This is a genomic window from Flavobacterium akiainvivens (assembly GCF_001278115.1).
In the GTDB taxonomy this organism is placed as follows: Bacteria; Bacteroidota; Bacteroidia; order Flavobacteriales; family Flavobacteriaceae; genus Flavobacterium; species Flavobacterium akiainvivens.
Genome location: NZ_LIYD01000005.1, coordinates 2,679,894 through 2,705,408 on the forward strand (window position 1 = coordinate 2,679,894; position 25,515 = coordinate 2,705,408).

Here is a 25,515-nt window from a genome sequence, read left to right on the forward strand (position 1 = left end):
TTTTTATCACGTATAGTTATGAGAAAAATTACATTACTACTGCTGTTTATACTTACGGGCAGTGCGTTTGGGCAGGTTACCCTTTCGCCGGACCCGGCCGACCCTAACGGGCCCGTTACCCTGTTTTTTGATAAGGCAGGCACCGGCCTTGAAAGTTATACCGGTACTATTTATGCCCACATGGGCCTTACCGTAGATGGCCAGCAATGGCAAAGCGTTATAGGCAACTGGGGAGAAAACAACATTCAGCCGGCACTAACTTTTGTAAGCGGCACTACCTACAAGCTGGAAATGCCTACCAGCCTGTACAGCTACTTTAACGTGCCCACCACAAGCACCATTACCCAAATTTGCCTGGTGCTGCGCAGTGCGAGTTCTCCTTACCAGCAAACCGGCGATTTTTTTGAAACCGTAGGTGTTTTTCAGGTAAACCTTACTGCCCCGCTTGAAGGCAGCACTACCATAATAAACAACGGCGCAGGTGTTACGGTATCGGCTACCAATACCGGCGGCAATGCTGCCTACACGCTAAAGGCAAACGGAACAGACATTAATACAAATGCCGCTACCGCCAGCTACAGCTATACACACGCAAACGTTACCGCTAACACACACTATGAACTTGTGGTAACGCAGGGCGATAACACCATTACAAAAGATTTTACAGTAATAGTAAACCCTAACGCCGCCAGCCAGGCCATGCCGGCCGGTGTGGTAGACGGTATAAACTACAATGATGCTGATAATACAAAAGCCACCCTTGTGCTAAATGCGCCGGGCAAAGATTTTGTATATGTGGCGGGCAGCTTTAACAACTGGACCCCCACAAGTGCCCACGCCATGAAAAAAGACCCTGCAACGGGCAAATTCTGGCTGGAGCTTACCGGCCTTAGCAACACAGGCATAGAAACCTTTCAATATTGGGTGGTAGACCAAACGCCTGTGGCTAACTCTCAGGCGCTGGTAAAAACGGCCGACCCTTTTAGCCACATGCTGCTTTCTCAGCTTGATGACCAGTATATTCCGGAAAGCGTTTATCCCGGTTTACCGGAATATCCGCAGGGGCAAAGCTTTGAGGTCTCGGTAATCAATACCACTCAACAGGCCTATGACTGGCAGGTGACTGATTTTGTGCGCCCGGCCAAAGAAGACCTGGTTATTTATGAAGCGCTTATACGCGACTTTAATTCGACCAAGACATGGGAATCGATGTCGGCTCAGATAGACTACTTTAAAAACCTTCATATAAATGCCATAGAGCTTATGCCGGTTATGGAGTTTGAAGGCAACATATCCTGGGGTTATAACACAGCCTACCACATGGCGCCCGACAAAGCGTATGGCACCCCGGAAAGTATGAAGGCCTTTATAGACCTGTGTCATGAAAACGGCATTGCGGTAATTCTTGACGTGGCGCTTAACCACGTATATGGCCGCTCTCCGCTGGCCCGCATGTGGAGCAACGACCCTGATGGCGATGGCTTTGGCATACCGGCTACCGATAACCCGTATTGCAACGTTACGGCAAAACACTCTTACAGCGTGGGCAGCGACCTTAACCACAGTACCGATGTAACCCGCTATTATGTAGAGCGCACTATTGAGTATTGGATGACCGAGTATAATATAGATGGTTTCCGTTGGGATTTAACCAAAGGCTTTACTCAAAACTGTACCGAAAACGGCGATACCTGTACCAACTCTTACCAGGCAGACCGCGTGGCCGTGCTTAAGCAATATGCCGATATGCAGTGGGCCATAGACCCTGACTTCTACATTATTTTTGAGCACATGGGCGATGGCAGCGGGCCTAACAGCGCGCACCAGGAAGAAATTGAATGGGCAAACTACCGCCTTGACGAGGGCAAGGGCATTATGCTTTGGGAAAAACATACCGATGCCTTTAACCAAAACACCATGGGCTATGCCGAAAACAGCAACTTTAACAACATGGATTTTGAAAACCAGGGCTATCCTGCACCACGCGCGGTAAACTTTGCCGAAAGCCATGACGAGGAGCGCCTTATGTATAAAAACCTGCTGTATGGCAACCAAAATGGTAGCTACAGCGCCAAGAACCTTGCCACAGCGCTGGACAGGACAAAAACACTGGGTGCAGTTTTCCTTACCATACCGGGGCCTAAAATGATGTGGCAGTTTGAAGAGCTGGGCTATGACTATGGTATTAACTACTGCGAAGATGGCACCTACAGCAACGATTGCCGCACTAACCCTAAGCCCATACCTATGGAAAACGGCTACAGCACAGACCCGGCACGTATGGCCGTATACAACACCTGGGCGCAAATACTTAACGTTAAAACAAATAACGCGGTGTTTAGCACCAGTACGTTTACGGTAGCTTCGGGTAACCTTACACCAAGGATTGATATTTGGGACGAAAGCCTTCCGGCAGATGCACTGCGCAATGTTATTGTACTGGCTAACTTTGATGTTACGGCCAAAACGGTTAACACGAGCTTCCCATATACCGGAACGTGGTACAACCTGATGGACAATACCACCATAAGCGGCGATACCCAAACCATTACCCTGCAACCGGGCGAATACAGGATTATGGGCAACCAGGCCGCCACTATGGGCAATGAAGATTTTACAGCCCTGAAACCAAGCCTGTACCCTAACCCGGCTAACGGCCAGTTTAGCCTTAGCATACCAGCACAAAGGGTAGAGGTATATGCCATTACCGGCCAGCTGGTTAAAACCTATGGCGCTAACGCCGCCGGTAATAACTATGACATAAGCGGGCTTAACGCCGGTATTTACATGATAAAAATTACGGGCGAAAACAATGCCCAAAGCACTATAAAACTCATAAAAGAATAGTTTTTTCGAGTTAGTTTTTAATTAAGTTATGTTTCAGGAGGCACCCGTTTGGGAGCCTCCTGTTGTTTTACCTAAATTGATTCCCTACGGGAAATAACCCCACCAATTGCGCGTTTGCTACCAAAATTAAATCGCTGCGCGATACCTCTTATGATGCATCAGGGAGTAGGACATCTCCGCGATTTCCCGTTAGGGAAAATATTTTGGCAGCATAAAATTAGGTAGCGGTGTTTATTTCCCGTAGGGAATACATTTCGGTTATTACCTAACGCCTCCCAATGTTATTTATATGCTAAACTTTTGGCATCCGCCACAGCGAAATACTACTTTTAATCTGTAAAAATGAAACTGAAATATATGAAAAAGACCGCTTTACTGCTGTTTTGCAGCGTGTTTATGGCCATGTGCACCACTACTAAAAAAACTACAAATACAACAGCCGCAGCCAAACCTAAAGTAACAAAGAGTGCCGACTTTAAAGCTGCCCCGGATACCGAGAAAACAGCCATGCTTAAGGAGCTGAAAGCGGCTGATGCAGCCTATTCGGTTGTGGTGCTGACTAAAAACTTTAAGGGCGAAAACATAAAGGTAAGCAACGGCAACAAAGACTTTTACTTTGGCTACCCCATTACCAACCTGGGCAATGGCCTGGCTGAGAAATTCAGGATTGAGAACGGCGCCGACATAAAAATATACGACAGCCGCACCAAAAAGGAAACGGTGCTGAAGAGCAGCGATATTAAGAAAAACAAGTTTATATACATAGCGAAAGACCTTACGGCCAAGAACCCGTTTGTAATAACGTATAGCGATAAGTTGATGGCGTTTAAGTAGGAAGTTGCTTAGCCGCTGAGCGTCTTAGCTGCTAAGCTTGGGGTGGGTGCTTTTTCAGGCTCTGTCATTGCGAGCGGAGCTTGCGGAGCGTGGCAATCTACAAGTTCAGGCTGACAAAAAGATTGCTTCGTCGTGCCTCCTCGCAATGACGGGGCGTGAAGAAAGTATTGAAAACATGAGCAATTACAGATTTTGTTCTTTGCTTAGAAGCTAAGTGGCTCAGTAGCTCCCAAATAAAAAAGCACCCCAACCGGAGTGCTTCCTGATATTGAATAGCGTAAAAATTACATTTTGCCGCCTTTTGTATCTTTTTTGTCTGAGCAGCAGCTGCCGCCTTTTTCGTGGCCTGAGCAGGTTGCAGGCTTAGACTCTTTTTTATTCTTTGACGTTGATGCGGTAGAAGTAGTTGTTTTTTTAGTATCTTTCTTTCTAGGCTCCTGCTGGTATACCATGGCCTTATCGCCGCTTGATTTAAGGTCGCTTACTTTGTACTCGCCCATTTTTTCAACGGTTTGTGCAAAGGTTTCAACAGTTTGTTTGGTAGCGTCAAACTCTATAGTAGCGGTTTTGCTGTCAAAGTCAACTTTGGCTTTTTCAACACCGTCCATTTTGGCCAGTTTTTTCTCGATGGTAGCGGCACAGCCTTGCGGGCACATCATGCCGTCTATTTTAAACGATGCCGTTTCAAGGTTGGCAGCAGTGGTTTTAGTTTCTGTAGTATCGGCTTTAGTGCCTTCGCCGGCAGGCTCGGCATTTGTGTTTTTGCAGCTTGCAAAAGATAGGGCAGCAAGGGCTACAACCGAAAGTTTGGTAACAAAGTTCATATATAAAATGTTTTACAGACTGTTATGTGCCACAAATGTAAGTAAAAACGCTTTTGGTAGCCATTTATGTACGTTAAAATATTACAGTTAACGAAGATTCGCACAAAGCCCACCAGGGTTTCGGATAATTTTTAAACACCAAGACACAAAGGCCACAAAGAAAGAATACTAAAATTTGGTTTTTAATGAATTAGAGGCTTTGTGACCCGGTTTATCGGGATTGTGCCTTTGTTTCCCTTTGTGGTAAAAAATATTCGTACGCTAAAAAGTGTAGTTAACGTCTGTTTGCGGTTTTGTCCTGAACAGCCCCTGTGGTTGTCAGGTTTGCACAGCATACGCCGTGAAGGCGTAATGTACTTTTACAGTAAACCAATACCCTTATGAAAACACCCAACTTAATACTACCGCTTATGCTCTTAGCTTTGTTTACATTACCGGCACAATCGCAATCGGCCACGGGCTATGCCCCGGTTAACGGCCTGGAACTGTACTATGAAATTCACGGTGAGGGCAAGCCCCTGGTACTCATACACGGTTCTTATATGACTATTGACGGCTGGGAGGGCCTGTTGCCGGAACTTGCCAAAAACCACAAGGTTATTGCCCTCGAAATGCAGGGCCACGGCCATACGGCAGACAGCAACCGCCCTTTTAGCTATACGGCCATGGCCGATGATATTGCCAAAACACTGCAACACCTCAACATAGAAAAGGCCGATGTACTGGGCTACAGCTTTGGCGGCAGCATTGCCATAGAACTTGCCATTAAACACCCCGAAGTGGTAAACCGGCTTATTGTAGTGTCATCGGTCTACAAATACACAGGGTGGACAGCCCCTGTGCGCGAAGCCCTTAAAGGGTTTACCGAAACGGTTTTTGATGATAGCCCCATGAAAGCGGCCTACGAAAAAGTAGCCCCCGACAAAAAACACTGGCACGCCTTTGTAAAAAAGATGATGCAGTTTGACACCCAAAACTTTGACCTGGGTACTGATAATGTAAAGAAAATAACCGCCCCTACCCTGCTGCTTAACGGAGATAACGACGGGGTTGACCTGAACCATACCATTGAGATGTATCGCCTGCTGGGCGGTGGCATTTTTGCCGATATGGAGGGGTTGCCCAAGTCTCAGCTGGCCATTATGCCCGGCAAGGGCCACGTGGCGCTGGTGGAGGACTTTAAGGCTATAGCCCCGGTTATTGAGGGGTTTTTGGGGAAGGAGTAGGTTTTATTTCGCGAAGACACGCAAAGAAGGTACAAAGGTGCGCCAAGGTTAGGCTCTTTTATAGTCCTTTTTTCAGATGCAGTCATTACTTCGTCAGTTCGGGCAAAGCCCTCGTGTGCGAGGAGGCACGACGAAGCAATCTTCAAATCAGCTTAATTTTTAATCGTAAACTATTAATATAAAAAAGATTGCCACACTCCGCTGCGCTACGTTCGCAATGACGACACCTGAAGAAAGGTGCTAAGCCACTCATGTGTGAGACACATTCAATGTGTCTCTACAAAAAATCCGTAGCTTTGCAGCCCCATGCAAACAGAAGAAAAACACCCTATATACAACCTGCAATTTGGCTTGTTGTGCCTTAGTTCATTACTATTCTCGGCCAGTTTTAATATGCTGATACCCGAGTTGCCTTCGTATCTTGAAGGGCTTGGCGGCAGCGAATACAAAGGCCTTATTATAGCCCTGTTTACCTTAACGGCGGGCATATCGCGCCCGTTTAGCGGCAGGCTGACCGATACTGTGGGCCGTGTGCCCGTAATGGCCTTTGGCAGCATTGTGTGCTTTGTGTGCGGGTTTTTATACCCTGTGCTGGCGTGGGTGGCGGGCTTTTTGTTCCTGCGGCTGGTACACGGTTTCTCTACCGGGTTTAAGCCCACGGCAACCGCCGCTTATGTGGCCGACATTGCCCCAAAGGAACGCTGGGGCGAGGCGCTGGGCATACACGGGCTGGCTTTTAGCACCGGTATGGCTATAGGCCCGGCCATTGGCAGTTACATTACCCTGCATTTTAGCATCAACGTGCTGTTTTACATATCATCGGCATTTGCGCTGCTGAGCATCATCATCCTGATGAACATGAAGGAAACCCTGAAACCGGAGCTACGGCAGCGTTTCCACCCCCGCCTGCTTAAAATTAAACGTACCGATATTATTGCCCCGGAGGTTATATCTGCCGGGCTGGTAGTGTTCCTGTCTTACATAGGCTATGGCGCCATGCTAACCCTGATACCCGACAAGACCGATTACCTGGGCATTGCCAATAAGGGGCTGTTTTTTATGGTGTTTACGCTGTCATCTTTACTCGTGCGGTTTGTGGCAGGCAAGGCCAGCGACCGCTACGGGCGCATCAGGGTAATAAAAATTGGGCTGGTAATGCTGGCGGTATCATTCACGCTGATAGGCTTTGCAAATAATTTTATAATGCTGATGGTGGGTGCTACGGTTTACGGATTATCGCAAGGGGTGCTGTCGCCCGCGCTAAATGCCTGGACGGTAGACCTGAGCCACCCCGAACACCGCGGCAAGGCCATGGCCACCATGTATATTGCCCTTGAAGCAGGCATAGGCCTGGGCGCGCTTTTTGCCGGATGGTACTACCACGATGTGATAGAAAACATTGCACCTGTACTGTATGGTTCGGCAATAGTAACGGTGCTTGCCCTTATCTATATGTTTTATTACAGCCTGAAGTCGAAAATTATGAACTCGAAAATTTAAGCTCGAAAATTATGAGGCCTACCCCTACTTCTTTATTTTGGAAACTTACAGACTACGGGTTAAACGTTAAATAACCTGCAGAAGTAAAATTCACGATATATCGTGAATTTGAAAAGTCGAAAGTCGAAGGTCGAAAGTTGTAAAGTCCGTTGCGCGACCTTCGACTTTTGACATTAGCTTTAAGACTGAATATTGAACTCCAAAAGTGAAGAATTAGCGTTAAAATCATCTTAAAACGTAAGAATTTACTTTAGTTGAAATCCGTAAAAAAATCCCGGCACTTTCGAACCGGGATTTTTGTATTTTGCTATTTGATTTTTGCAATTTTAGAACGGCAGGTCGTCGTGCTCTTCCTGGGTAAAGTTTTGGGCAGGCTCAAAAGCATCACGCGGTTGTACCGGCTGCTGTGGTGCCTGGTTAAACTGTTGTGGTGCAGGCTGTCCGTAGCCTTGCTGCGGTTGGCCATACCCCTGCTGAGGCTGTCCGTAGCCTTGTTGTGGCTGACCGTAACCCTGCTGTGGTTGTCCGTACCCACCTTGTGGCTGGCCATACCCCTGTTGTGGGTAGCCCTGTGGAGCGCCATACCCCTGCTGGTAGCCCTGTTGTGGAGCGTTTTCGCCACCTTTTTCTATCCTCCAGCCCTGTATGCTGTTAAAGTAACGGGTTTCGCCCTGTGGCGTTACCCACTCGCGGCCCCTAAGGTTAATAGAAACCCTGACAGGCTCGCCCACCTGGTAGTTGTTCAGCAGGTCGCATTTATCCTGTGTAAACTCAATCATAATATGCTGCGGGTACTGCTCATCGGTAGTAATTACTACCTCCCTTTTCCTGAAACCGTTGGCACCAAAGGCTTTGGTTTCGTCAATCATCTTGATCCTTCCTGTAACTTCCATAGTGTAAATGTTTAATTTTCTGCCTCTTAGGACAGCTATCGTTATTATATAAAAAAATTTGGTCGTGGTTTACTGTTGTGCAAGCAGCAATTTCCATGCCGTTGCCACATCGTTATTGTCAAGGTATTCCTTGGCGCGCAGCAGCTTTTTCTCCTCATCATCAGCACTTAATAGCGCTTTAGCCTCAAAGCTGCCTTTTACAAATATATCAATTTCTTCATCGGTAGGCAAGGTTTCTGTGTTACCAAGCTTGCCTAAATCATTACCGCTAAAAACGGGGCTTTCTTTAATAAATGCCGGTATGGCATCTACACCTATCCCCAAGGTAGTCAGCGGTTTCTCTACTTCAAACAGGCCATCGCGGCTGCGGCTGTACCAGTTTCCGCCAAGGCGCGATACCAGGTCTATCTTGTACTGGTCTATAGTGCCGTTTTCATCCAGGATGCTTTCATCAATGTGCATTTTAAGCACTTCGCACAGCACCAGGTTTCCGGCGCCGCCTTCTGTACCCAATGCAATAACCTGGTTTACACGGCATTCAAACTGAACCGGGGCCTCCTTAACACGCAGCGGCTTTACAATATCTGAATGCAGCATGGTAAAACCGGCCTTTTCAAACTCATTAACCCCGGCAGCATACTCTGTACTGCTAAGCGATGTTTGCTCTACCATAGCGTGGTTTACCACGTTTATAACCACCTCGCGGTTGTCTTCCACATTAAGCAGGGTGTGCTTTACAGTGTTGTCCCTAACCCTTCGCGACGGCGAAAAAATAAGTATGGGCGGGTTGGTACTGAATATATTAAAGAAACTAAAGGGCGACAGGTTGGGCCTGCCCTCTTTATCGAGCGTGCTTGCAAGGGCTATTGGCCTGGGGGCCACGGCACTTTGCAGGTAGCCGTGCAGCTTGGGCGTGGTAAGCTCTTTTGGGTCTATTGAAAGCATTAATTTGCAGGGTTTGGTTCAGCAAAGATATTCTTTCTGCCAATGCCGTGGTGCGATGTTAATAAAATAAACCGGAGTTTGCTGCGTTATAACAGGTACACCTTACTTCACGCAGATTTACTATCTTTAAGGCACAAATAACCGTATATGCAAATTTCTGATAAAAGAACGGTAACCCGCTGGGTTATAATAGCTGTATCGTTCTTTCTGGTACTATTTATTGTTTGGAACACCTACTATTTGTTCCAGATTTTTAAGGATGAAGAGCACGCAAAGATGGACTTGTGGGCAAGTGCAACCGAAGCCATATCAAGCCCTGAAGAAGATAAGACACTTGAAACCCTTAATAACATTACTGAGAATAACAACACTATACCCATTATTCTTACTGACAGCAAGGGAAAAATAAAGAATTCACGCAATATTGACGAAAGTATATTGGTTGATGATGTTGTAAAAGACTCTGTAGCTGCATATAGGCTAATTGAATCTTTTAAAGCCACCAATACACCCATAACAATAAATGTTCCAGGCAACAAACAGTACTTGTATTACGGCAACTCCACACTACTTAACATACTGAAATACTACCCATTAGCACTTGGACTTATCATAATATTATTTGGCGCGGTAGTATACAACTTTTACCGTGCTACTAAGGCCGGAGCGCAAAACCGCCTGTGGGCCGGTATGGCTAAGGAAACCGCCCACCAGATAGGCACACCGCTGTCATCGTTATTAGGATGGATAGAGATTATGCGGGTTGATAATGTAGACGAAACCACCGTTAGCGAGGTAGAAAAAGACGTGATGCGCCTACAAACCATTGCCGAGCGCTTTAGCAAGATAGGCAGCGAACCTGTACTGGAAGAACGCGATATTGTGGCCGAGACCGAAAAGTCGTTCCAATACCTAAAATCGCGCTTTAGCAGCCAGGTTAACTTTACATTTACCGCGCCAGACCACCCTGTTAATGTGCACCTTAACCCCGAGCTACACAGCTGGACCATTGAAAACCTGGTTAAGAATGCCATTGATGCCATGCGTGGAAAAGGCAGCCTTCAGGTGGCCATTGAAGAACGTGATAAGTTTGTGAAAATCAAGGTTACCGATACCGGCAAGGGCATACCCAAAACACAGTTTAAAAAGGTGTTTGAGCCCGGATTTACTACCAAGAAACGCGGCTGGGGACTGGGCCTTTCGCTTACACGCCGCATAGTGGAAGAATACCACAAGGGCCGCATTAAGGTGCTTTCATCTGAAATAGGAAAAGGCACTACCATGCAGGCGAGCTATAAAAGGGCATAAAAAAACGGGAAGCAGCTGCTTCCCGTTTTTTTATTGTGGAGTACTTTTAAGAACTTCTATATAAGTAAACGACTCATCATCATGATGATCTACATAAGTAACTTTAAAGGTAGTTTCTGTCAGCTCTGTAATGGTTACTACATTATTTCCTTCACCATCGTCATAAAAATCAGAAGTAAGCTGATTACCATTAACACTATAAGTACCATAATCTGTTGTGGCTACAGGAGTTGTACCATCACAGCTAAATACTTCATAGGCAACAGTAGTATTGTCTGATTTAAATTCAAGATAGCTGTCTGCACATTCCGGTTCGGTATACGGAATCTCATTGCCGTTAACAAAATACGAATGGAAATACCATTTTTTAGCAAGATGGCCCGCGTCAACGGTAGATGTTGCAGCAGCGTCATCATCAGAACATGATACAAAAGCAATTGCGAGGAGGCCTAAGCCTAAAAATTTCTTCATAGAAAAGGTTTAATTGTTGATTTAGCGCAATAATAAACACTTTTATTGAAGATAAAAAATTATTTTAACAAAAAATAATTGAATATTTCAGACGCTTTTTACTACATAATCTCTGCCAAAAACAAAAAAGCCGAAACACAATATTTCGGCTTTAACTTCTTTATATTCAAATTTTTAAAATACACATTTTAATCCCTCGACCTACCGCCAAATACCAGTAGACCCCAGTAAACCAGCGTGGCAAGTGCACCTATTGCAGCCACCACGTAGGTACGCGCAGCCCATTTAAGCGAGTCTTCGGCACCTTCATACTCCTGCTGGGTTACCATATTTTTATTTTTAAGCCACGCCAGGGCACGGTTACTGGCATCATATTCTACCGGAAGGGTAATAAAGCTAAACAGCGTTACCACAGCCATAAGCGCCAAACCGGCAATAGCTACATAAAAGCCCACGCCCATTTTGGCCGCAGCCATCATTAGTATACCTATTATAATAACCCACGGGGCAAGGCCTGAACCAATATTTACCACAGGCACCATAGCACTCCTAAACTGCAGCATACTGTAGGCCGTGGCGTGCTGCACGGCGTGGCCCACCTCGTGCGCTGCTACGGCAGCCGCAGCGGCATTGCGCTGGTTGTATACCGCCTCGCTAAGGTTAACGGTTTTATCCTGCGGGTTGTAATGGTCGGTCAAACGGCCGGGGGTGCTTATTACCTGCACATCATAAATGCCGTTGTCGTGCAGCATTTTAGTGGCAATTTCGGCACCGCTCATGCCATTACGCAGGTGAATTTTACTGTAATGTTCAAATTTGCTCTTCAGCCTGGCGCTTACCGCAAAGCTTACAAGGGCAATAATACCCATGAGTATATAATATCCTAAATACATAGTTTTAATTTTTAGTTACAAGTTATTAATTAGACGTAAAACATACTGCAAAAGAAAAGCCAATCTTTGCAGACTGGCTTGTTAAATGAAATTATGTCAGTGCGTTAACACCTTTTTAAGATTTCGGTTGTCATTGCCGGGAGGAACGGGGAAGCAATCTTTTTTAGAGATTCTTCGACTACGCTGCGCTGCGCTCAGAATGACAAAACCGTAGCAGACAGCATTATGCTACTACGTTGATAATCCTTCCCGGCACCACGATAATCTTCTTAGGGGCGTTGCCGTTAAGGTATTCGGTGGTACGTGGGTCGGCCAGTACGGCTGCCTCTATGTCAGCCACCGGCATATCCAGCGGGAACTCCAGCTTAAAGCGGGTTTTGCCGTTAAACGACACCGGGTATTCCTTGCTGCTTTCTACCAGATATTCCGGCTTAAAGATTGGGAACGGCACACGGCTTATGCTGCCCTGGTGGCCCAGTTGCTTCCACAGCTCTTCGGCTATGTGCGGCGCATAAGGCGATACCAGTATGGCAAGCGGTTCAAGTATTACACGCTCTCGGCAGTTGATGGCCGTTAGCTCATTAACCGCAATCATAAACGAGCTTACCGAGGTGTTGAACGAGAAGTTCTCGATATCTTCCTGCACTTTCTTGATGGTTTTGTGCAGTATTTTATAGGCCTCGGGGCTTGCCGGGTTGGCGTTTACAATCAGGCCATTATCGTCAAAATACAGTTTCCACAGCTTTTTAAGGAAGCCCGATACACCCGTAATACCGGCAGTGTTCCACGGTTTGGCCTGTTCTAATGGCCCAAGGAACATTTCATACAAACGCAGGGTATCGGCACCGTACTGCTCGCAGATATCATCGGGCGTTACCACGTTGTACTTTGATTTGGACATTTTTTCGACCTCGCGGCCTACAATAAACTTTTCTCCATCCTCTGTCAAGAAAACGGCATCTTTATAATCAGAATACAATGGATGGTTCTTAAGACCTTCAATATCCAATTCATCTGAAGAATTTACAAAAGAAACATCTACATGGATAGGTATCGCTACCGGTTCAGCATTAAACCAAGTTATACTATTAATACCTGCATTGCGAAACTTGTTTAGTATTTCTTCTTTAACGCTCTCAATTATTGGATTATATACACCCTTAATTAAATCATTGTAAGTATTCTTTGATAGAACATAGTTTTTCTTAGCTACATTGGAAGTCAAAGATTTAACAAGTTCATTTTCATCTTGAACCATCGTATGTTGCTGCAGCAAATACATAAAAGCACTCGTACCCAATATCATCCCCTGATTGATAAGCTTCTTAAACGGTTCTTCCTGGTTGATGTAGCCCAAATCTTTCAGGAATTTATTCCAGAAACGGCTGTACAGCAGGTGGCCTGTGGCGTGCTCGCTGCCGCCAATGTACAGGTCAACGTTTTGCCAGTAGGCTTCGGCTTTTTTGCTTATGAATTCGTCGTTGTTATGCGGGTCCATGTAGCGTAGCCAGTACCACGAGCTACCGGCCCAACCCGGCATGGTGTTCAGTTCCAGCGGGAAAACCGAAACTTCGTCAATCAGGCTGTTGGCTACCACCTTGTTTTGTTTGGTATCCCAAGCCCATTCGGCTGAGTTACCAAGCGGCGGCTGGCCGTCTTCGGTAGGCAGGTATTTTTCCACATCCGGCAGGCGTACCGGCAAATGCTCAGTCGCAATCATCTGCGGAAGCCCGTTTACATAATACACCGGGAACGGCTCGCCCCAGTACCTCTGGCGGCTGAACACCGCATCGCGCAGGCGGTAGTTGGTTTTGCCTTTACCCTGGCCTATGCCTTCAAGCGCCTCGATTGCATTTTTAGTGGCTTCTTTATAATTGTCGCCATTCAAAAAGTCAGAGTTGATAAGGGTTACGCCGTCTTTGCTGCCGTAAGCCTGCTCTGTAATATCTACATCATCAAAAATATTTTTGATTTCGATGCCAAAATGCCTTGCGAAGTCAAAATCGCGCTGGTCACCCGCAGGTACGGCCATAACGGCGCCTGTACCATAACCGGCAAGCACGTAGTCGCCTATCCAAACCGGGATGGGTTCCTTTGTAAACGGGTGTTCGGCATATGCACCGGTAAATACTCCTGAAATGGTCTTTACATCGGCCATACGCTCGCGCTCACTACGCTTGGCAGTAGCCTCAACATAGGCATCTACAAGTGGTTTTTGCGTAGGTGTGGTAATCTTCGCCACAAGCTCATGCTCAGGCGCAAGTGTCATGAACGTAACACCAAAAATAGTATCGGGGCGGGTGGTAAACACCTCTATATAATCTTCGTTTTGAGGGGCATCGTCAAAGCCGCCGGTAACATCCTGAATGAAAGCACCAAAGCCCGAACCTTCGTTAAGGTCGTCCTGGGCTTCCTCACTACTCATCACACGGAATTTAACCGATGCACCTACTGATTTACCTATCCAGTTACGCTGGCTTTCCTTAAGTGATTCGGTCCAGTCTATGGTTTCAAGCCCGGTAAGGAAACGCTCGGCATAGGCTGAAATGCGCATGCTCCACTGGGTCATTTTTTTACGGATAACCGGGTGGCCGCCACGCTCGCTAACGCCGTTTACAATTTCGTCGTTAGCCAGTACCGTACCCAATGCCGGGCACCAGTTTACCTCGGTTTCCGCAAGGTAAGTAAGGCGGTATTTTAGCAATATAAGCGCTTTGGCTTCGGGGCTGTAGCTGTTCCAGTCGGCTGCAGAGAACACTGCAATGTTATCATCGCTCACGGCGTTAATACCCATGTTTCCGTTGGCTTCAAACTTCGCAACAAGCGTGCTGATGTCCTCGGCCTTATCGGTATCTTTATTGTACCATGAGTTGAACAATTGGATAAAAATCCACTGTGTCCACTTATAATATTCGGGGTTACTGGTGCGCACTTCCCTGTCCCAGTCAAACGAGAAGCCTATTTTATCCAGCTGTTCGCGGTAGCGGTTTATATTGGCTTCGGTAGTAATGGCGGGGTGCTGCCCGGTTTGTATGGCATACTGCTCTGCCGGAAGGCCAAAGCTGTCATACCCCTGCGGGTGCAGTACGTTAAAGCCCTGGTGGCGCTTGTAACGGGCATAAATATCGCTGGCTATATAGCCCAACGGGTGGCCCACATGCAGCCCCGCACCGCTTGGGTAAGGAAACATATCCAGCACGTAGTACTTGGGTTTATCTGATATATCTTCTGCACGGAACGTGCCTTCTTCTGCCCAGTATTTTTGCCAGCGGGCTTCAATGTCGTTGTGGTTGTAGCGCATACTTAGTCTAAAAGTTGAAAGTCATAAAGTTGAAAGCCCGAAGGCTAAGCAGCTAAGTAGCTAAGTGGCTAAGTAGCTTAAAAAGCACAAATTTACAGTTATTACACGAATGTAGAAAGTTTGCGCGTTATAAACTATGCCGATAGAAATAGTTTATTTATTTTTACGCCTAAATTCCAAAAACCTATGGCATCATCTTTTGAAAAATTCCAGAGGCGCAGGGTAATATCATCATATTTCTCTGTGGTACTGTGTATTTTTATTGTACTTACGCTGCTGGGCGCACTGGGCCTTTTTGTTATCAATACCGATAAAATTTCGGGGTACGTAAAGGAGCAGATACCCATGAGCGTGTATTTTAAAAGCGATGCTAACGACAGCATTACCACTGCCTTTGGCACCAGGCTTAAAAATTCTAAGTTTGTAAAAAGCTATGAGTTTGTAAGCAAAGAAGAAGGTGCTAAAAATAACCCCGACATTATGGAAGGGTATGACGGCGTGCTGGATGCCAACCCCCTGCCCGACTCGTACAGCATTTACCTGAAGAGCGATTATGTGCAGAAAGACAGCATTAAGGAAATTGAACTACAACTGCGCGAAGACCTTAGCGTGGGCGATGTGGTATATGAACGCGAGCTGGTAGAACTGGCTAACGAAAACATTGCTAAAATAAGCTACTGGATACTTATAGTTAGCGGTGTGCTTGCCGTGGTAGCCATGCTGCTTATAAACAGCGCATTAAGGCTAAGCATATACTCACACCGTTTTACCATTAAAACCATGCAGATGGTGGGCGCCACAAAATCGTTCATTCGCCGCCCGTATGTATGGAAAGGCATTAAGCTGGGGCTTATAGGCGCTATACTTAGCATAGGTGTACTGATGTACCTGGTGTATTGGGTAGACGGCGAATTCCCGGTATTAAATATTTGGGAAGACTGGCAAAAAACCGCTATTGTATTGGGCGGTGTACTGGGTTTTGGCATACTGATAGCCGCCATAAGCACATTCTTCGCCACACAGCGTTTCCTTAATTTAAGGACAGACGATTTATATTAGATTATTCGATTGTTGGATTTTTAGATTATTCGACAGGAGATAACAGACGAAAGATAATAGACACCGTTTAGAGTTTGAGGAGCAACCTGAAACTTTAAACCTGAAACCTGAAACAAAAAATGTCAAACAATAATTTAAAAAGCGAGTTCCTTTTTGAAAAGGTAAACTACAAATTTTTACTTATAGGCATAGGCGTTATAGCACTGGGCTTTATACTTATGGCCGGCGGCGGCAGCGACGACCCTAACGTTTGGAACGATGCCATTTTCAACTTCCAGAGGATTCGCCTGGCACCGGCTCTTGTGCTGGCAGGCTTTGGCATTACCATTTATGCCATACTTAAAAACCCAAACAAAACTGAAACTGCCGGAGAGACATTTCCGGAAGACCAACCTATAAAAACTCAACCCACCAAAAAGAAATAAATGGATTTTATACAGGCCATTATCCTTGCCATTATTGAAGGGCTAACCGAATACCTGCCCATTTCCTCTACCGCCCACATGATCTTTGCAAGCTCATACTACGGCATTGAAAACGACCCGTTTGTAAAACTGTTCCAGACCGCCATACAATTTGGCGCCATACTGGCTGTTGTAGCCCTGTACTGGAAGAAATTTTTTGACTTTAGCCGCATAGGCTTTTACGTTAAACTGGCGCTTGCGGTTATACCGGCGCTTGTTTTAGGAAAGCTTTTTGATGATTATATTGATGCCGCACTGGGCGACCCTATTCCTATTGCTATTGTGTTGATAGTAGGTGGTATAGTGCTTATTTTTATAGACGGCTTCTTTAAAAACCCTGAAGTTACCACCGAAGAAGACATTACCATTAAAAAAGCCATAACCATAGGCTTTTGGCAATGCCTTGCCATGATGCCGGGCACCAGCCGTGCAGCAGCCTCTATTATAGGCGGTATGCAGCAAAAGCTTACACGCCAGGCCGCCGCTGAGTTTTCATTCTTCCTGGCAGTACCTACCATGCTTGCCGTAACGGTTTACTCTATACTATTAAAAAAATACGACTACAACGGCGGCGAAGTTAAAGGCTATGAACTGCTTACTATAGGCGACAACCTTAAAATGTTTATTGCCGGTAACGTGATTGCCTTTATAGTAGCCATTATTGCCATAAAAGGTTTTATAGGCGTTATCAAAAAATACGGCTTTAAGCCATGGGGCTACTACCGCATTATTGCCGGTGCTGCACTACTGGTATATTTTATAAAATTTAAATAGTACAGGGATTTGTCATTAACCGCAGAAGATTTTACCGAAGGGCAGGTTATCCTGCTGGATAAACCCCTAACCTGGAGCTCGTTTCAGGCTGTGAACAAGGTAAAATGGAGCCTCAAGAAACACCTGGGCCTCAAGAAAATAAAGGTAGGCCATGCCGGTACGCTCGACCCATTAGCAACCGGACTCCTGATTGTTTGCACCGGTAAGTTTACCAAGCGCATACCTGAGCTTCAGGGAATGGAGAAGGAATACACCGGCACGTTTCACCTGGGAGCTACCACCCCTTCTTACGACCTTGAGACAGAGGTTAATGCTACCTTCCCAACAGAGCATATTACCGAGGAACTTATACAGGAAACCACAAAACAGTTTTTGGGCGAAATTGACCAGAAACCGCCCGTGTTTTCAGCCATTAAAAAAGATGGAAAACGCCTGTATGAACACGCCCGTAAAGGCGAAGAAGTAGAAATTGCCGCACGCAAAACCACCATACACGAATTTGAAATTACCCGCATTGCCCTGCCTGAAGTAGATTTCAGGGTGGTATGCAGTAAGGGTACTTACATTCGCTCACTGGCCTATGATTTTGGCATTGCCCTTAACAGCGGTGCGCATTTATCCGCCCTGAGGCGTACTAAAATTGGGGAGTTTTCCGTTATAAACGGCATATCACCTACCGATTTTGAAGAAAACATTACTCCTTAGCCTCCTCGCCATACTTTTATATGGCTTTAGCGCCAGCGCTCAAATCAAAAAACCCGAAACGGTTTTTAAAACCACCAATGAAGACGCGGAACCCGAAGGCGAAAAGCACTATTTCGGGCAGTTTACCCTCTCGGTACCGCTACGCTCCAACCCGTATCGTGATGAGTATTATTCATATACCGACGATAACGGCAACGGCACTATGGATGCCGGCGAGCGCAACTATTCGGCATTAGACTACGTTTGGCCCGATGGCGTTAGCGCGCACTTTGGCCTGGGCGTACATTACCATAAGTGGATAGGCATAAGCGCCAACGTGGGCATAGACTGGCTGGCAACGGGCAAGCTGGTAAGCACACCCGTGTACGGTGCGCTTTTCTTAAGCCCTAAAATATGGGAAAGCACCAATGTTTATTTACAGGCAGGCGTAGGGCATACCTTTGCCCTGGGCCGCGGCGATTTAAGCGGCACTTACCAAAAATACCGTGTGGGGCTTGACTTTAACAGCGAAACCGGCTTTTACCTTGAAGTAAACCGATATGGCTTTAACCTGTATGACATGAACCCCGCAGGTAGCATAAGTATAGGAGTATCGTTAACCGATATGTTTTAGGCCATGCGCAGCTTCACCCTGCTCATAGTATTGTTTTTCGGACTTAAAGCATCTTCCCAAAACGACAGCATTATGTACCTTCCGGCAGATGCATCACCTCAAAAGGCCGAAAAAAGCGGACCCGGATTTTACCAGCTGGCACTGGGCGTATCATTCAACCTGAACTCCAGGCGGGGCGAAACCGATGTTAGCGGAGACGACGAAGACTTTTTTATCCCAGATGGATTAAGCCTGCACGCCGGTTATGGACTTCACTTAAAAAAATGGATAGGCATTAGTGCCAACACAGGCATTGACTGGAGGGTAAACCCAAAGCTGGTTAATGTGCCGGTATATGCCCTGCTTACACTCAACCCGCACTTTAATAAAGGAACAAGTTTTTTAGCCCAGGCGGGTATTGGCCACGCGTTTGCATTGGGGCGCGGCAATCTTAACGGCACTTATCAAAAATACCGTATTGGCATACATTTTAATGATAATTGGCTGATATTTGCCGATGCAAGCCTGTTTGGCTATGAGCTAAAAGACATCCGGCAAACAGGCGCATTTACTGTTGGCCTTTCCATACTGGCATTTTAAACATGAAACATACCGCCCTGTTATTGTTATTTATAAGCTTTGGCACTTTTGCCCAGAACAGGACGGCATATATTATAAAGAACGACAATATCAACAAACCCGTTAACTTTAAAAAGAGCAGTTTTTGGGATGATTTTGAAGGCTTTAACCAGTTTACACTATCCACTCCACTACGGCTAAACCCACAGTATGGCGACACCAATAACTCATCACGCAACAGCATTACCCGCTACCTGCCTGATGGCCTCAGCGCACACGGCGGTATGGGCTGGCACATTAACCAAAACTTTACACTTACAGCCAATACCGGTTTTGACTGGCATATAGATGCAGGGCTTTTTTCCGTACCCGTTTATGCCAGTGCACTACTCAATATTAATATTAACAACGAAAACAGCATACTGCTGCAATATGGCTACGGACACGCATTTACCATAGGCCACGGCGATTTAAGCGGCACGTACCAAAAATTCCGCTTAGGCTATTGCATGGATATATTGGGTATCTTTGCCGAACTAAACAACTACGGCTACCCGTGGAAAGATGCCCCCACAATGGCAAGCATCAATTTGGGGGTGTCAGTTTTTGTATTCCGCTAAGATGAAAGTTATAATTATATTTTTACTGGGCTTAACCACCGCTTTTGCCCAAAACATTGAGTTAAAAGACGGCGACCTCATATTTCAGGATATGGACTGCGGCCCGCTGTGCGATGCCATTGAAGCCGTTACCGAAGGCTATAATGGCACCGATTACAGCCATATGGGCATGGTGTACCACCGTAACGACACCTTATATATAATAGAAGCCGCCGGTAGTGCCGTGCGCCTTACCACTTTCGAAAAATTTAAAAAGAACACCACTAAACCTATGCTGGTTGCCCGGTTGCAAGCAGAATACAACAGCCTTATTCCGCAGGCCATATCGTTTAGCATGATGCAAATGGGTGTTCCGTATGATGATGAATATGTGTATAATAACGGCAAATACTACTGTTCCGAGTTGATTTATGACGCTTTTATGTTTGCCAATGGCGGCAGGCCGTTCTTTACCCTCGAACCCATGACCTACAAGCAGCCCGGCACAAATGCGTTTTTCCCGGCATGGGTAGATTACTATAAAAAGATTGGCAAAACCATACCCGAAGGGCTGCCCGGCTGCAACCCCGGCGGGATTTCTAAAAGCGATAAAATAGAGATTTTGGGGAGTGTTGAATAGTTCATGGTTCATGGTTTATTGTTCATTGTTACGTATTCAAAACCAAATCACCGCATTAACAAATCACCAAAGAAACCCTATTCAAAGAATATTTTTACTACACGTTTGTATTTCACATAAATAATTGTAATTTTGCGCTCCCTTTATTGGGGATGGAATGTTTAATTAAAATAATTTATTGTGAACACATTAAGCTACAAAACAGTTTCAGCTAACAAGGCCACTGCTCAGAAAGAGTGGATCGTAGTTGATGCTGAAGGGCATAATCTGGGCCGTTTTGCTTCAAAAGTTGCGATGCTTTTAAGGGGCAAATACAAAACTAATTATACCCCGCACGTTGACTGTGGCGATAACGTAATTGTTATCAACGCAGAAAAGATCAACCTTACAGGTAACAAGCTGGACGACAAGACGTACATCCGTCACACTGGCTACCCTGGAGGACAAAGGACGCTTACTGCAAGGAACGTACAGGCTAAGAACCCTGCTATCCTTGTTGAGAAAGCTGTAAAAGGAATGCTGCCTAAGAACAAACTTGGCGCTCAGCTATTCCGTAACCTGAATGTATATGTAGGTGCTGACCACAAACACGCGGCTCAGACTCCTAAAACCGTTAACTTAAACGACCTAAAGTAAGATGGCGACAATCCACAAAATTGGCAGGAGAAAAACTGCTGTTGCCCGTATTTACCTAACCGAAGGTTCTGGTAAAATCACGGTTAACAAAAAAGACCTTGAGGTATACTTTCCAACCGCTACACTACAGTACAAAGTACGTCAGCCACTTAGCATGACTAACACAGTTGAAAACTTTGACGTAAAAGTAAACGTATACGGTGGTGGTATTACAGGTCAGGCTGAAGCTGTAAGGATGGCAATTGCACGCGCTATGTGTGAAGTTGATGCTGAAAACAGACTAATACTTAAGCCTGAAGGACTATTAACAAGGGACCCTCGTATGGTTGAGCGTAAGAAATTTGGCCAGAAGAAAGCCCGTAAGAGATTCCAGTTCTCTAAACGTTAATATTCAGCATGCCCTTTGTTTTATAAGGGATTTGATTAAAAATTTAAAAAACCAAAAGTTGTTGTTGCCCCACTGAGGTGAGGGGTTAGTTTAGCATCTAAATGGGCAGGGCCTTGCAAAAGCCACCTGAACATTGCTTACTCAACAGAACGTAAACTATTACAAAAATGGCAAATAAAGTAGATGTAAAAGAATTACTGGAAGCCGGTGTTCACTTTGGACACATGACCAGGAAATGGGACCCTAACATGGCCCCTTATATATACATGGAGCGTAATGGTATACACATTATCAACCTGTATAAAACTGCAGCTAAGATTGAAGAGGCTAACGAAGCCCTTAAGAAAATCGCTGCATCAGGCCGCAAAATCCTTTTTGTAGCCACTAAAAAACAAGCTAAGGATATCGTTGCTGAAAAAGCAGCGGCAGCCAATATGCCATACATCACCGAAAGGTGGCCTGGTGGTATGCTTACAAACTTTGTTACTATCCGTAAAGCCGTTAAGAAAATGGCTTCTATTGATAAAATGAAGAAAGACGGTACATTTGACACCCTTTCTAAAAAAGAGCGTCTACAGGTAGATCGTCTACGTGCCAAGCTTGAGAAAAACCTTGGTTCTATTGCCGATATGACAAGGCTTCCTGCCGCTCTGTTCGTAGTAGATATTAAGGCTGAACACATCGCAGTAAAAGAAGCGCAAAAATTAAACATTCCGGTTTTCGCAATGGTAGATACAAACTCTGACCCACGTGAGGTTGATTTTGTAATACCTGCAAATGATGACGCTTCTAAATCAATAGAAAAAATCTTATCTCTTGTAACTGGTGCTGTTGTTGAGGGCCTTGCTGACAGGAAATCTGATAAAGAAGACCTTGCAGACCTTCCGGCTGCTGATACCGATACAGAAGCTGTAGCTGTTGAAGCAACTGAAACTTCATCTGAAGAATAAGATAACATTACAGTAAAGCCGTTTTGCGGGGTGATGTTTACTTTTGTGGCATTATCTTAAAGCTAAACGGCTTTATTTATTTAAAAAACAACAAATTAAAAATAACTGAAATGGCAAATATTACTGCTGCAGACGTAAATAAACTACGCCAGATTACCGGTGCAGGTATGATGGACTGCAAAAAGGCACTTGTTGAGGCTGAAGGCGATTTTGACAAGGCTATCGAAATACTACGTAAAAAAGGACAAAAAGTTGCTGCTAACCGCGCTGACCGCGAATCTACCGAAGGTGCTGTTATTGCAGTAGTTAACGCTGATAAAACTGCCGGTGTGGTTATATCGCTTAACTGCGAAACTGACTTTGTTGCTAAAAACGAAACTTTCGTTAAGCTTGCTAATGATTTTGCTGCCCTTGCCCTTGAAAGCGCTTCTCTTGAAGAGCTTCTTGCAAAACCTTACGGCGAAATCACTGTAGGTGAGAAACTTACAGAACAAACCGGTGTTATTGGTGAGAAAATTGAAATCGGTGCTTTCGAGAAACTTGAAGGTGCATTTGTTGGTTCATACATCCACGCAGGTAACCGTATCGCTACACTTGTAAGCCTTTCTGCTAATGTAGAAGGCGGCGAGGAAGCTGCACGCAACGTTGCTATGCAGGCTGCTGCTATGGCTCCACTTGCCCTTAACGAGGAAGGTGTTGATGCTGAGACTATTGCAAAAGAAATCGAGATTGCTAAAGACGTACTACGTCAGGAAGGCAAGCCTGAAGCTATGCTTGAAAACATTGCTAAAGGTAAACTTGGCCGTTTCTTTAAAGACAATACCCTTGTAAACCAGGACTATATCAAAGACAACAAACTTAGCGTTAGCGAGTATGTTAAGTCGGTTGATGGTGGCCTTGTAGTAACAGGCTTTAAAAGGGTTGCGCTTGCTTAATTAGCACAAACCATTTTTATATACAAAACCCGGGCTGAAAAGTCCGGGTTTTTTGTTGGTTTCAAATTGCGTAATTTCTTACGTTTTAAGATAATTTTAACGCAAATTCTTCACTTTCGGAGTTCGATATTCAGTTTGAAAGTCAAAAGTCAAAAGTTGTAAAGTCCGTTGCGCGACTTCATGACTTTTGACCTTCGACTTTTGACTTTTATCTATTCAATTTTCGAATAATCAAATTCAATACGACGTCGGTTGTCGAACCATCCAAAAATCGAACAATCGAAAAATCCCCCCATCTTCTTCGTCTCAAAAATAGTCCAAACATTTCGCTTTTACGAAAACGTTGTAATTCTGAAACGAAACGCATACATTTTGACATAAATCGGCAACCGGGCAGTACCCCCTGCCCCATAACTTAGTTGTTAAATCAAACCGGTGGCGGGCCACTATACCCCGCCACAAACCACTAACTATTTAATAACTAAAACCTTAAATTTCATGAAAAACAGATTTACAAAGGCATCAAAATGGCTTGCCTGTCTGGCTGTGCTGGCTTTTGGCCTAACCGCCTGCGATGAAGAAGCCGCCGTTATGGGCGAACAGGAGTCGGCAACAGAACTATCCGCCGAAATCCCCCTCAAGTACCCCGCTTTAGACCTCATGAGCGGCAACCCCATCCTCCCGCTGTTTACGGCCGACCCCGACATTCTCTACGCCAACGGCAAGTACTACATTTACCCCACCGCCACAGGGCCCAATGCCAGCCAGTTTCACGCCTATTCGTCTACCGATCTTTCCAACTGGGTAGATGAGGGTATTATACTCGACCTGGCTAACGTAAGCTGGGCCAGCAAAGACGGCTGGGCACCCTCTGTAATAGCCCGGAACGGCAATTACTACTTCTACTATACCGCCGAGAAGAAAGTGGGCGTAGCGGTAGGCTCAAGCCCCATAGGGCCGTTTGTTGATAAAGGCAGCGCACTGGCAGCAGGCGTAGGCCCCGACCCTATAGACCCCATGGTGTTTATGGATACCGACGGCCAGGCATGGCTCTACTGGGGCAACACCACCCTTAACATACAGCGCCTTAATGCCGATATGATTTCGTTTACCGGCGCGCTGGGGCACAACAAGCCCTCTAACTACTTTGAGGCGCCCTATGTTATTAAGCGCAACAGCACCTACTACCTTATGTATTCGGTTAACGACTTTAGCAGCGATGATTACCATGTAGAATACGCCATCTCGTCTAACCCTATGGGCCCGTGGACAAACAAGGGCCGCATTACATCGCCCATAGGCAGCATAAAAGGGCCGGGGCACAATGCGGTTATCCGCAAGCCGGGGTGTACAGATGAGTATTACTTTATTTACCACAGGCGCACCAGCACTAACATACACGAGCGCCAGGTGGCCATAGACCGTATGTTTTTTGACGGTTCGGGCAACATAATGCCGGTAAACATTACCACATCGGGCACGGTGCTCTCGCCGGGCGGCACGGCGTGCATTACGCCAAACCCCATACCTAACGGAAACTACGCCATACGTTCGCGCGTAAACACCACAAGCGGCCAGGGGCTGTACCTTGATATTGCGGGCTGTGCCACGGGCAATGCCGATGTGCGCACCTGGACCCGCACCACCTGCCCCGGGCAGGTATGGAACGTTACCTATCAGGGCAATGGCTTTTACAAAATTATAAGCGAGCAGCCCACCCACAAGTCGCTCGACCTAGATGCCTGCACCATAGAGCGCGGCGGCAACATACAGGTGTGGGACCAGTTTACTAACGACTGCCAGCAGTTTAAGATTGAAGCCGTGGGCAGCGGCTACTACCGCATTATGACCAAGGCGGGCAACAACGTGCTGGATATAGAAAACGGCAGCCAAACCCCGGGCGCAGATGTGCGTGCCTGGAGCTGGAACGGCGCCAACCCGCAACAATGGCGTTTTGAAGCACCATAATTTGTTTTATTTTTGGAGTGAAAAGAACAGCCGCATCAGGAATGGTGCGGCTGTTTGGGGTTTGATAATCTATAATATGTTTGTTCCTGCTTTTCAGCTATTAAAACCATTGTCCTTTTCAAATAGCTGTTGAAATTACAAAGAACAACAATATTAAAAGAATCCAGCTACTTACTGAGATCCA

24 protein-coding genes are annotated in these 25,515 nt (G+C 45.8%); 18 read left to right on the forward strand and 6 right to left on the reverse strand.

What is annotated here, in order from left to right; genetic code table 11:
• Positions 1–18 precede the first annotated feature (18 nt).
• Positions 19–2,847, forward strand: coding sequence for an alpha-amylase family glycosyl hydrolase (locus AM279_RS12120; RefSeq protein ID WP_054408301.1), 2,829 nt, complete (start codon positions 19–21; stop codon positions 2,845–2,847).
• A gap of 357 nt (positions 2,848–3,204) precedes the next feature.
• Positions 3,205–3,681 (forward strand): hypothetical protein, encoded by a 477-nt coding sequence (locus tag AM279_RS12125; RefSeq protein WP_054408302.1) that lies wholly within the window; start codon positions 3,205–3,207, stop codon positions 3,679–3,681.
• 284 nt (positions 3,682–3,965) lie between these two features.
• On the opposite strand, the gene AM279_RS12130 is transcribed toward AM279_RS12125, so the two are convergent.
• On the reverse strand, positions 3,966–4,505 hold the full coding sequence (locus AM279_RS12130) for a heavy-metal-associated domain-containing protein (RefSeq protein ID WP_054408303.1): 540 nt from the start codon (positions 4,503–4,505) through the stop codon (positions 3,966–3,968).
• A 380-nt stretch (positions 4,506–4,885) separates the two neighbouring features.
• Here AM279_RS12130 and AM279_RS12135 point away from each other — a divergent pair, with 380 nt between their 5' ends.
• A complete protein-coding gene (locus tag AM279_RS12135; protein ID WP_143090434.1) occupies positions 4,886–5,731 on the forward strand; it encodes an alpha/beta fold hydrolase in 846 nt (281 codons plus the stop codon).
• 306 nt (positions 5,732–6,037) lie between these two features.
• Positions 6,038–7,231 carry an MFS transporter gene (locus AM279_RS12140; RefSeq protein ID WP_054408304.1) on the forward strand — a complete coding sequence of 398 codons (1,194 nt, stop codon included), beginning with the start codon at positions 6,038–6,040 and terminating at the stop codon, positions 7,229–7,231.
• 326 nt (positions 7,232–7,557) lie between these two features.
• On the opposite strand, the gene AM279_RS12145 is transcribed toward AM279_RS12140, so the two are convergent.
• Together AM279_RS12145 and AM279_RS12150 are read right to left on the reverse strand one after the other, a co-directional pair.
• Entirely contained in the window at positions 7,558–8,124 is a 567-nt protein-coding gene (locus AM279_RS12145; RefSeq protein WP_054408305.1) for a DUF3127 domain-containing protein, read from the reverse strand.
• 69 nt (positions 8,125–8,193) lie between these two features.
• Positions 8,194–9,069 (reverse strand): flavin reductase family protein, encoded by an 876-nt coding sequence (locus AM279_RS12150; protein ID WP_054408306.1) that lies wholly within the window; start codon positions 9,067–9,069, stop codon positions 8,194–8,196.
• A 147-nt stretch (positions 9,070–9,216) separates the two neighbouring features.
• Between AM279_RS12150 and AM279_RS12155 the strand changes: the two genes are divergently transcribed.
• Positions 9,217–10,377, forward strand: coding sequence for a sensor histidine kinase (locus AM279_RS12155; protein WP_054408307.1), 1,161 nt, complete (start codon positions 9,217–9,219; stop codon positions 10,375–10,377).
• 30 nt (positions 10,378–10,407) lie between these two features.
• Here the strand turns inward: AM279_RS12155 and AM279_RS12160 are convergent, their stop codons facing one another.
• The 3 genes from AM279_RS12160 to AM279_RS12170 all read right to left on the reverse strand — a co-directional run bounded on the left by AM279_RS12160 (position 10,408) and on the right by AM279_RS12170 (position 15,042).
• Positions 10,408–10,848 carry a lipocalin-like domain-containing protein gene (locus tag AM279_RS12160; RefSeq protein WP_054408308.1) on the reverse strand — a complete coding sequence of 147 codons (441 nt, stop codon included), beginning with the start codon at positions 10,846–10,848 and terminating at the stop codon, positions 10,408–10,410.
• A 188-nt stretch (positions 10,849–11,036) separates the two neighbouring features.
• Entirely contained in the window at positions 11,037–11,741 is a 705-nt protein-coding gene (locus tag AM279_RS12165; RefSeq protein WP_054408309.1) for a zinc metallopeptidase, read from the reverse strand.
• Between the two features lie 223 nt (positions 11,742–11,964).
• Positions 11,965–15,042, reverse strand: coding sequence for a leucine--tRNA ligase (locus AM279_RS12170; RefSeq protein WP_054408310.1), 3,078 nt, complete (start codon positions 15,040–15,042; stop codon positions 11,965–11,967).
• A 186-nt stretch (positions 15,043–15,228) separates the two neighbouring features.
• Between AM279_RS12170 and AM279_RS12175 the strand changes: the two genes are divergently transcribed.
• The 13 genes from AM279_RS12175 to AM279_RS12235 all read left to right on the forward strand — a co-directional run bounded on the left by AM279_RS12175 (position 15,229) and on the right by AM279_RS12235 (position 25,331).
• Positions 15,229–16,101 (forward strand): cell division protein FtsX, encoded by an 873-nt coding sequence (locus AM279_RS12175; RefSeq protein ID WP_054410308.1) that lies wholly within the window; start codon positions 15,229–15,231, stop codon positions 16,099–16,101.
• A gap of 119 nt (positions 16,102–16,220) precedes the next feature.
• On the forward strand, positions 16,221–16,526 hold the full coding sequence (locus tag AM279_RS12180; protein ID WP_082344220.1) for a DUF3098 domain-containing protein: 306 nt from the start codon (positions 16,221–16,223) through the stop codon (positions 16,524–16,526).
• A complete protein-coding gene (locus AM279_RS12185; protein ID WP_054408312.1) occupies positions 16,527–17,339 on the forward strand; it encodes an undecaprenyl-diphosphate phosphatase in 813 nt (270 codons plus the stop codon).
• A 9-nt stretch (positions 17,340–17,348) separates the two neighbouring features.
• On the forward strand, positions 17,349–18,044 hold the full coding sequence (gene truB, locus AM279_RS12190) for a tRNA pseudouridine(55) synthase TruB (RefSeq protein ID WP_054408313.1): 696 nt from the start codon (positions 17,349–17,351) through the stop codon (positions 18,042–18,044).
• On the forward strand, positions 18,022–18,657 hold the full coding sequence (locus tag AM279_RS12195) for a hypothetical protein (protein WP_054408315.1): 636 nt from the start codon (positions 18,022–18,024) through the stop codon (positions 18,655–18,657). Before truB ends, AM279_RS12195 begins: the two co-directional genes overlap by 23 nt.
• A gap of 3 nt (positions 18,658–18,660) precedes the next feature.
• Entirely contained in the window at positions 18,661–19,236 is a 576-nt protein-coding gene (locus AM279_RS12200) for a hypothetical protein (protein WP_054408317.1), read from the forward strand.
• 2 nt (positions 19,237–19,238) lie between these two features.
• Positions 19,239–19,835 (forward strand): hypothetical protein, encoded by a 597-nt coding sequence (locus AM279_RS12205; protein ID WP_054408319.1) that lies wholly within the window; start codon positions 19,239–19,241, stop codon positions 19,833–19,835.
• A gap of 1 nt (position 19,836) precedes the next feature.
• Positions 19,837–20,454 (forward strand): YiiX/YebB-like N1pC/P60 family cysteine hydrolase, encoded by a 618-nt coding sequence (locus AM279_RS12210; RefSeq protein WP_054408322.1) that lies wholly within the window; start codon positions 19,837–19,839, stop codon positions 20,452–20,454.
• Between the two features lie 180 nt (positions 20,455–20,634).
• Complete coding sequence (rplM, locus tag AM279_RS12215) at positions 20,635–21,090, forward strand: 50S ribosomal protein L13 (RefSeq protein WP_054408323.1); 456 nt, start codon at positions 20,635–20,637, stop codon at positions 21,088–21,090.
• A gap of 1 nt (position 21,091) precedes the next feature.
• On the forward strand, positions 21,092–21,478 hold the full coding sequence (gene rpsI / locus AM279_RS12220) for a 30S ribosomal protein S9 (RefSeq protein ID WP_054408324.1): 387 nt from the start codon (positions 21,092–21,094) through the stop codon (positions 21,476–21,478).
• A 167-nt stretch (positions 21,479–21,645) separates the two neighbouring features.
• Positions 21,646–22,428 (forward strand): 30S ribosomal protein S2, encoded by a 783-nt coding sequence (gene rpsB, locus AM279_RS12225; protein ID WP_054408325.1) that lies wholly within the window; start codon positions 21,646–21,648, stop codon positions 22,426–22,428.
• A 110-nt stretch (positions 22,429–22,538) separates the two neighbouring features.
• Positions 22,539–23,363, forward strand: coding sequence for a translation elongation factor Ts (tsf, locus tag AM279_RS12230; RefSeq protein ID WP_054410310.1), 825 nt, complete (start codon positions 22,539–22,541; stop codon positions 23,361–23,363).
• A gap of 498 nt (positions 23,364–23,861) precedes the next feature.
• Positions 23,862–25,331, forward strand: coding sequence for a family 43 glycosylhydrolase (locus AM279_RS12235; RefSeq protein ID WP_143090435.1), 1,470 nt, complete (start codon positions 23,862–23,864; stop codon positions 25,329–25,331).
• Positions 25,332–25,515: the final 184 nt, after the last annotated feature.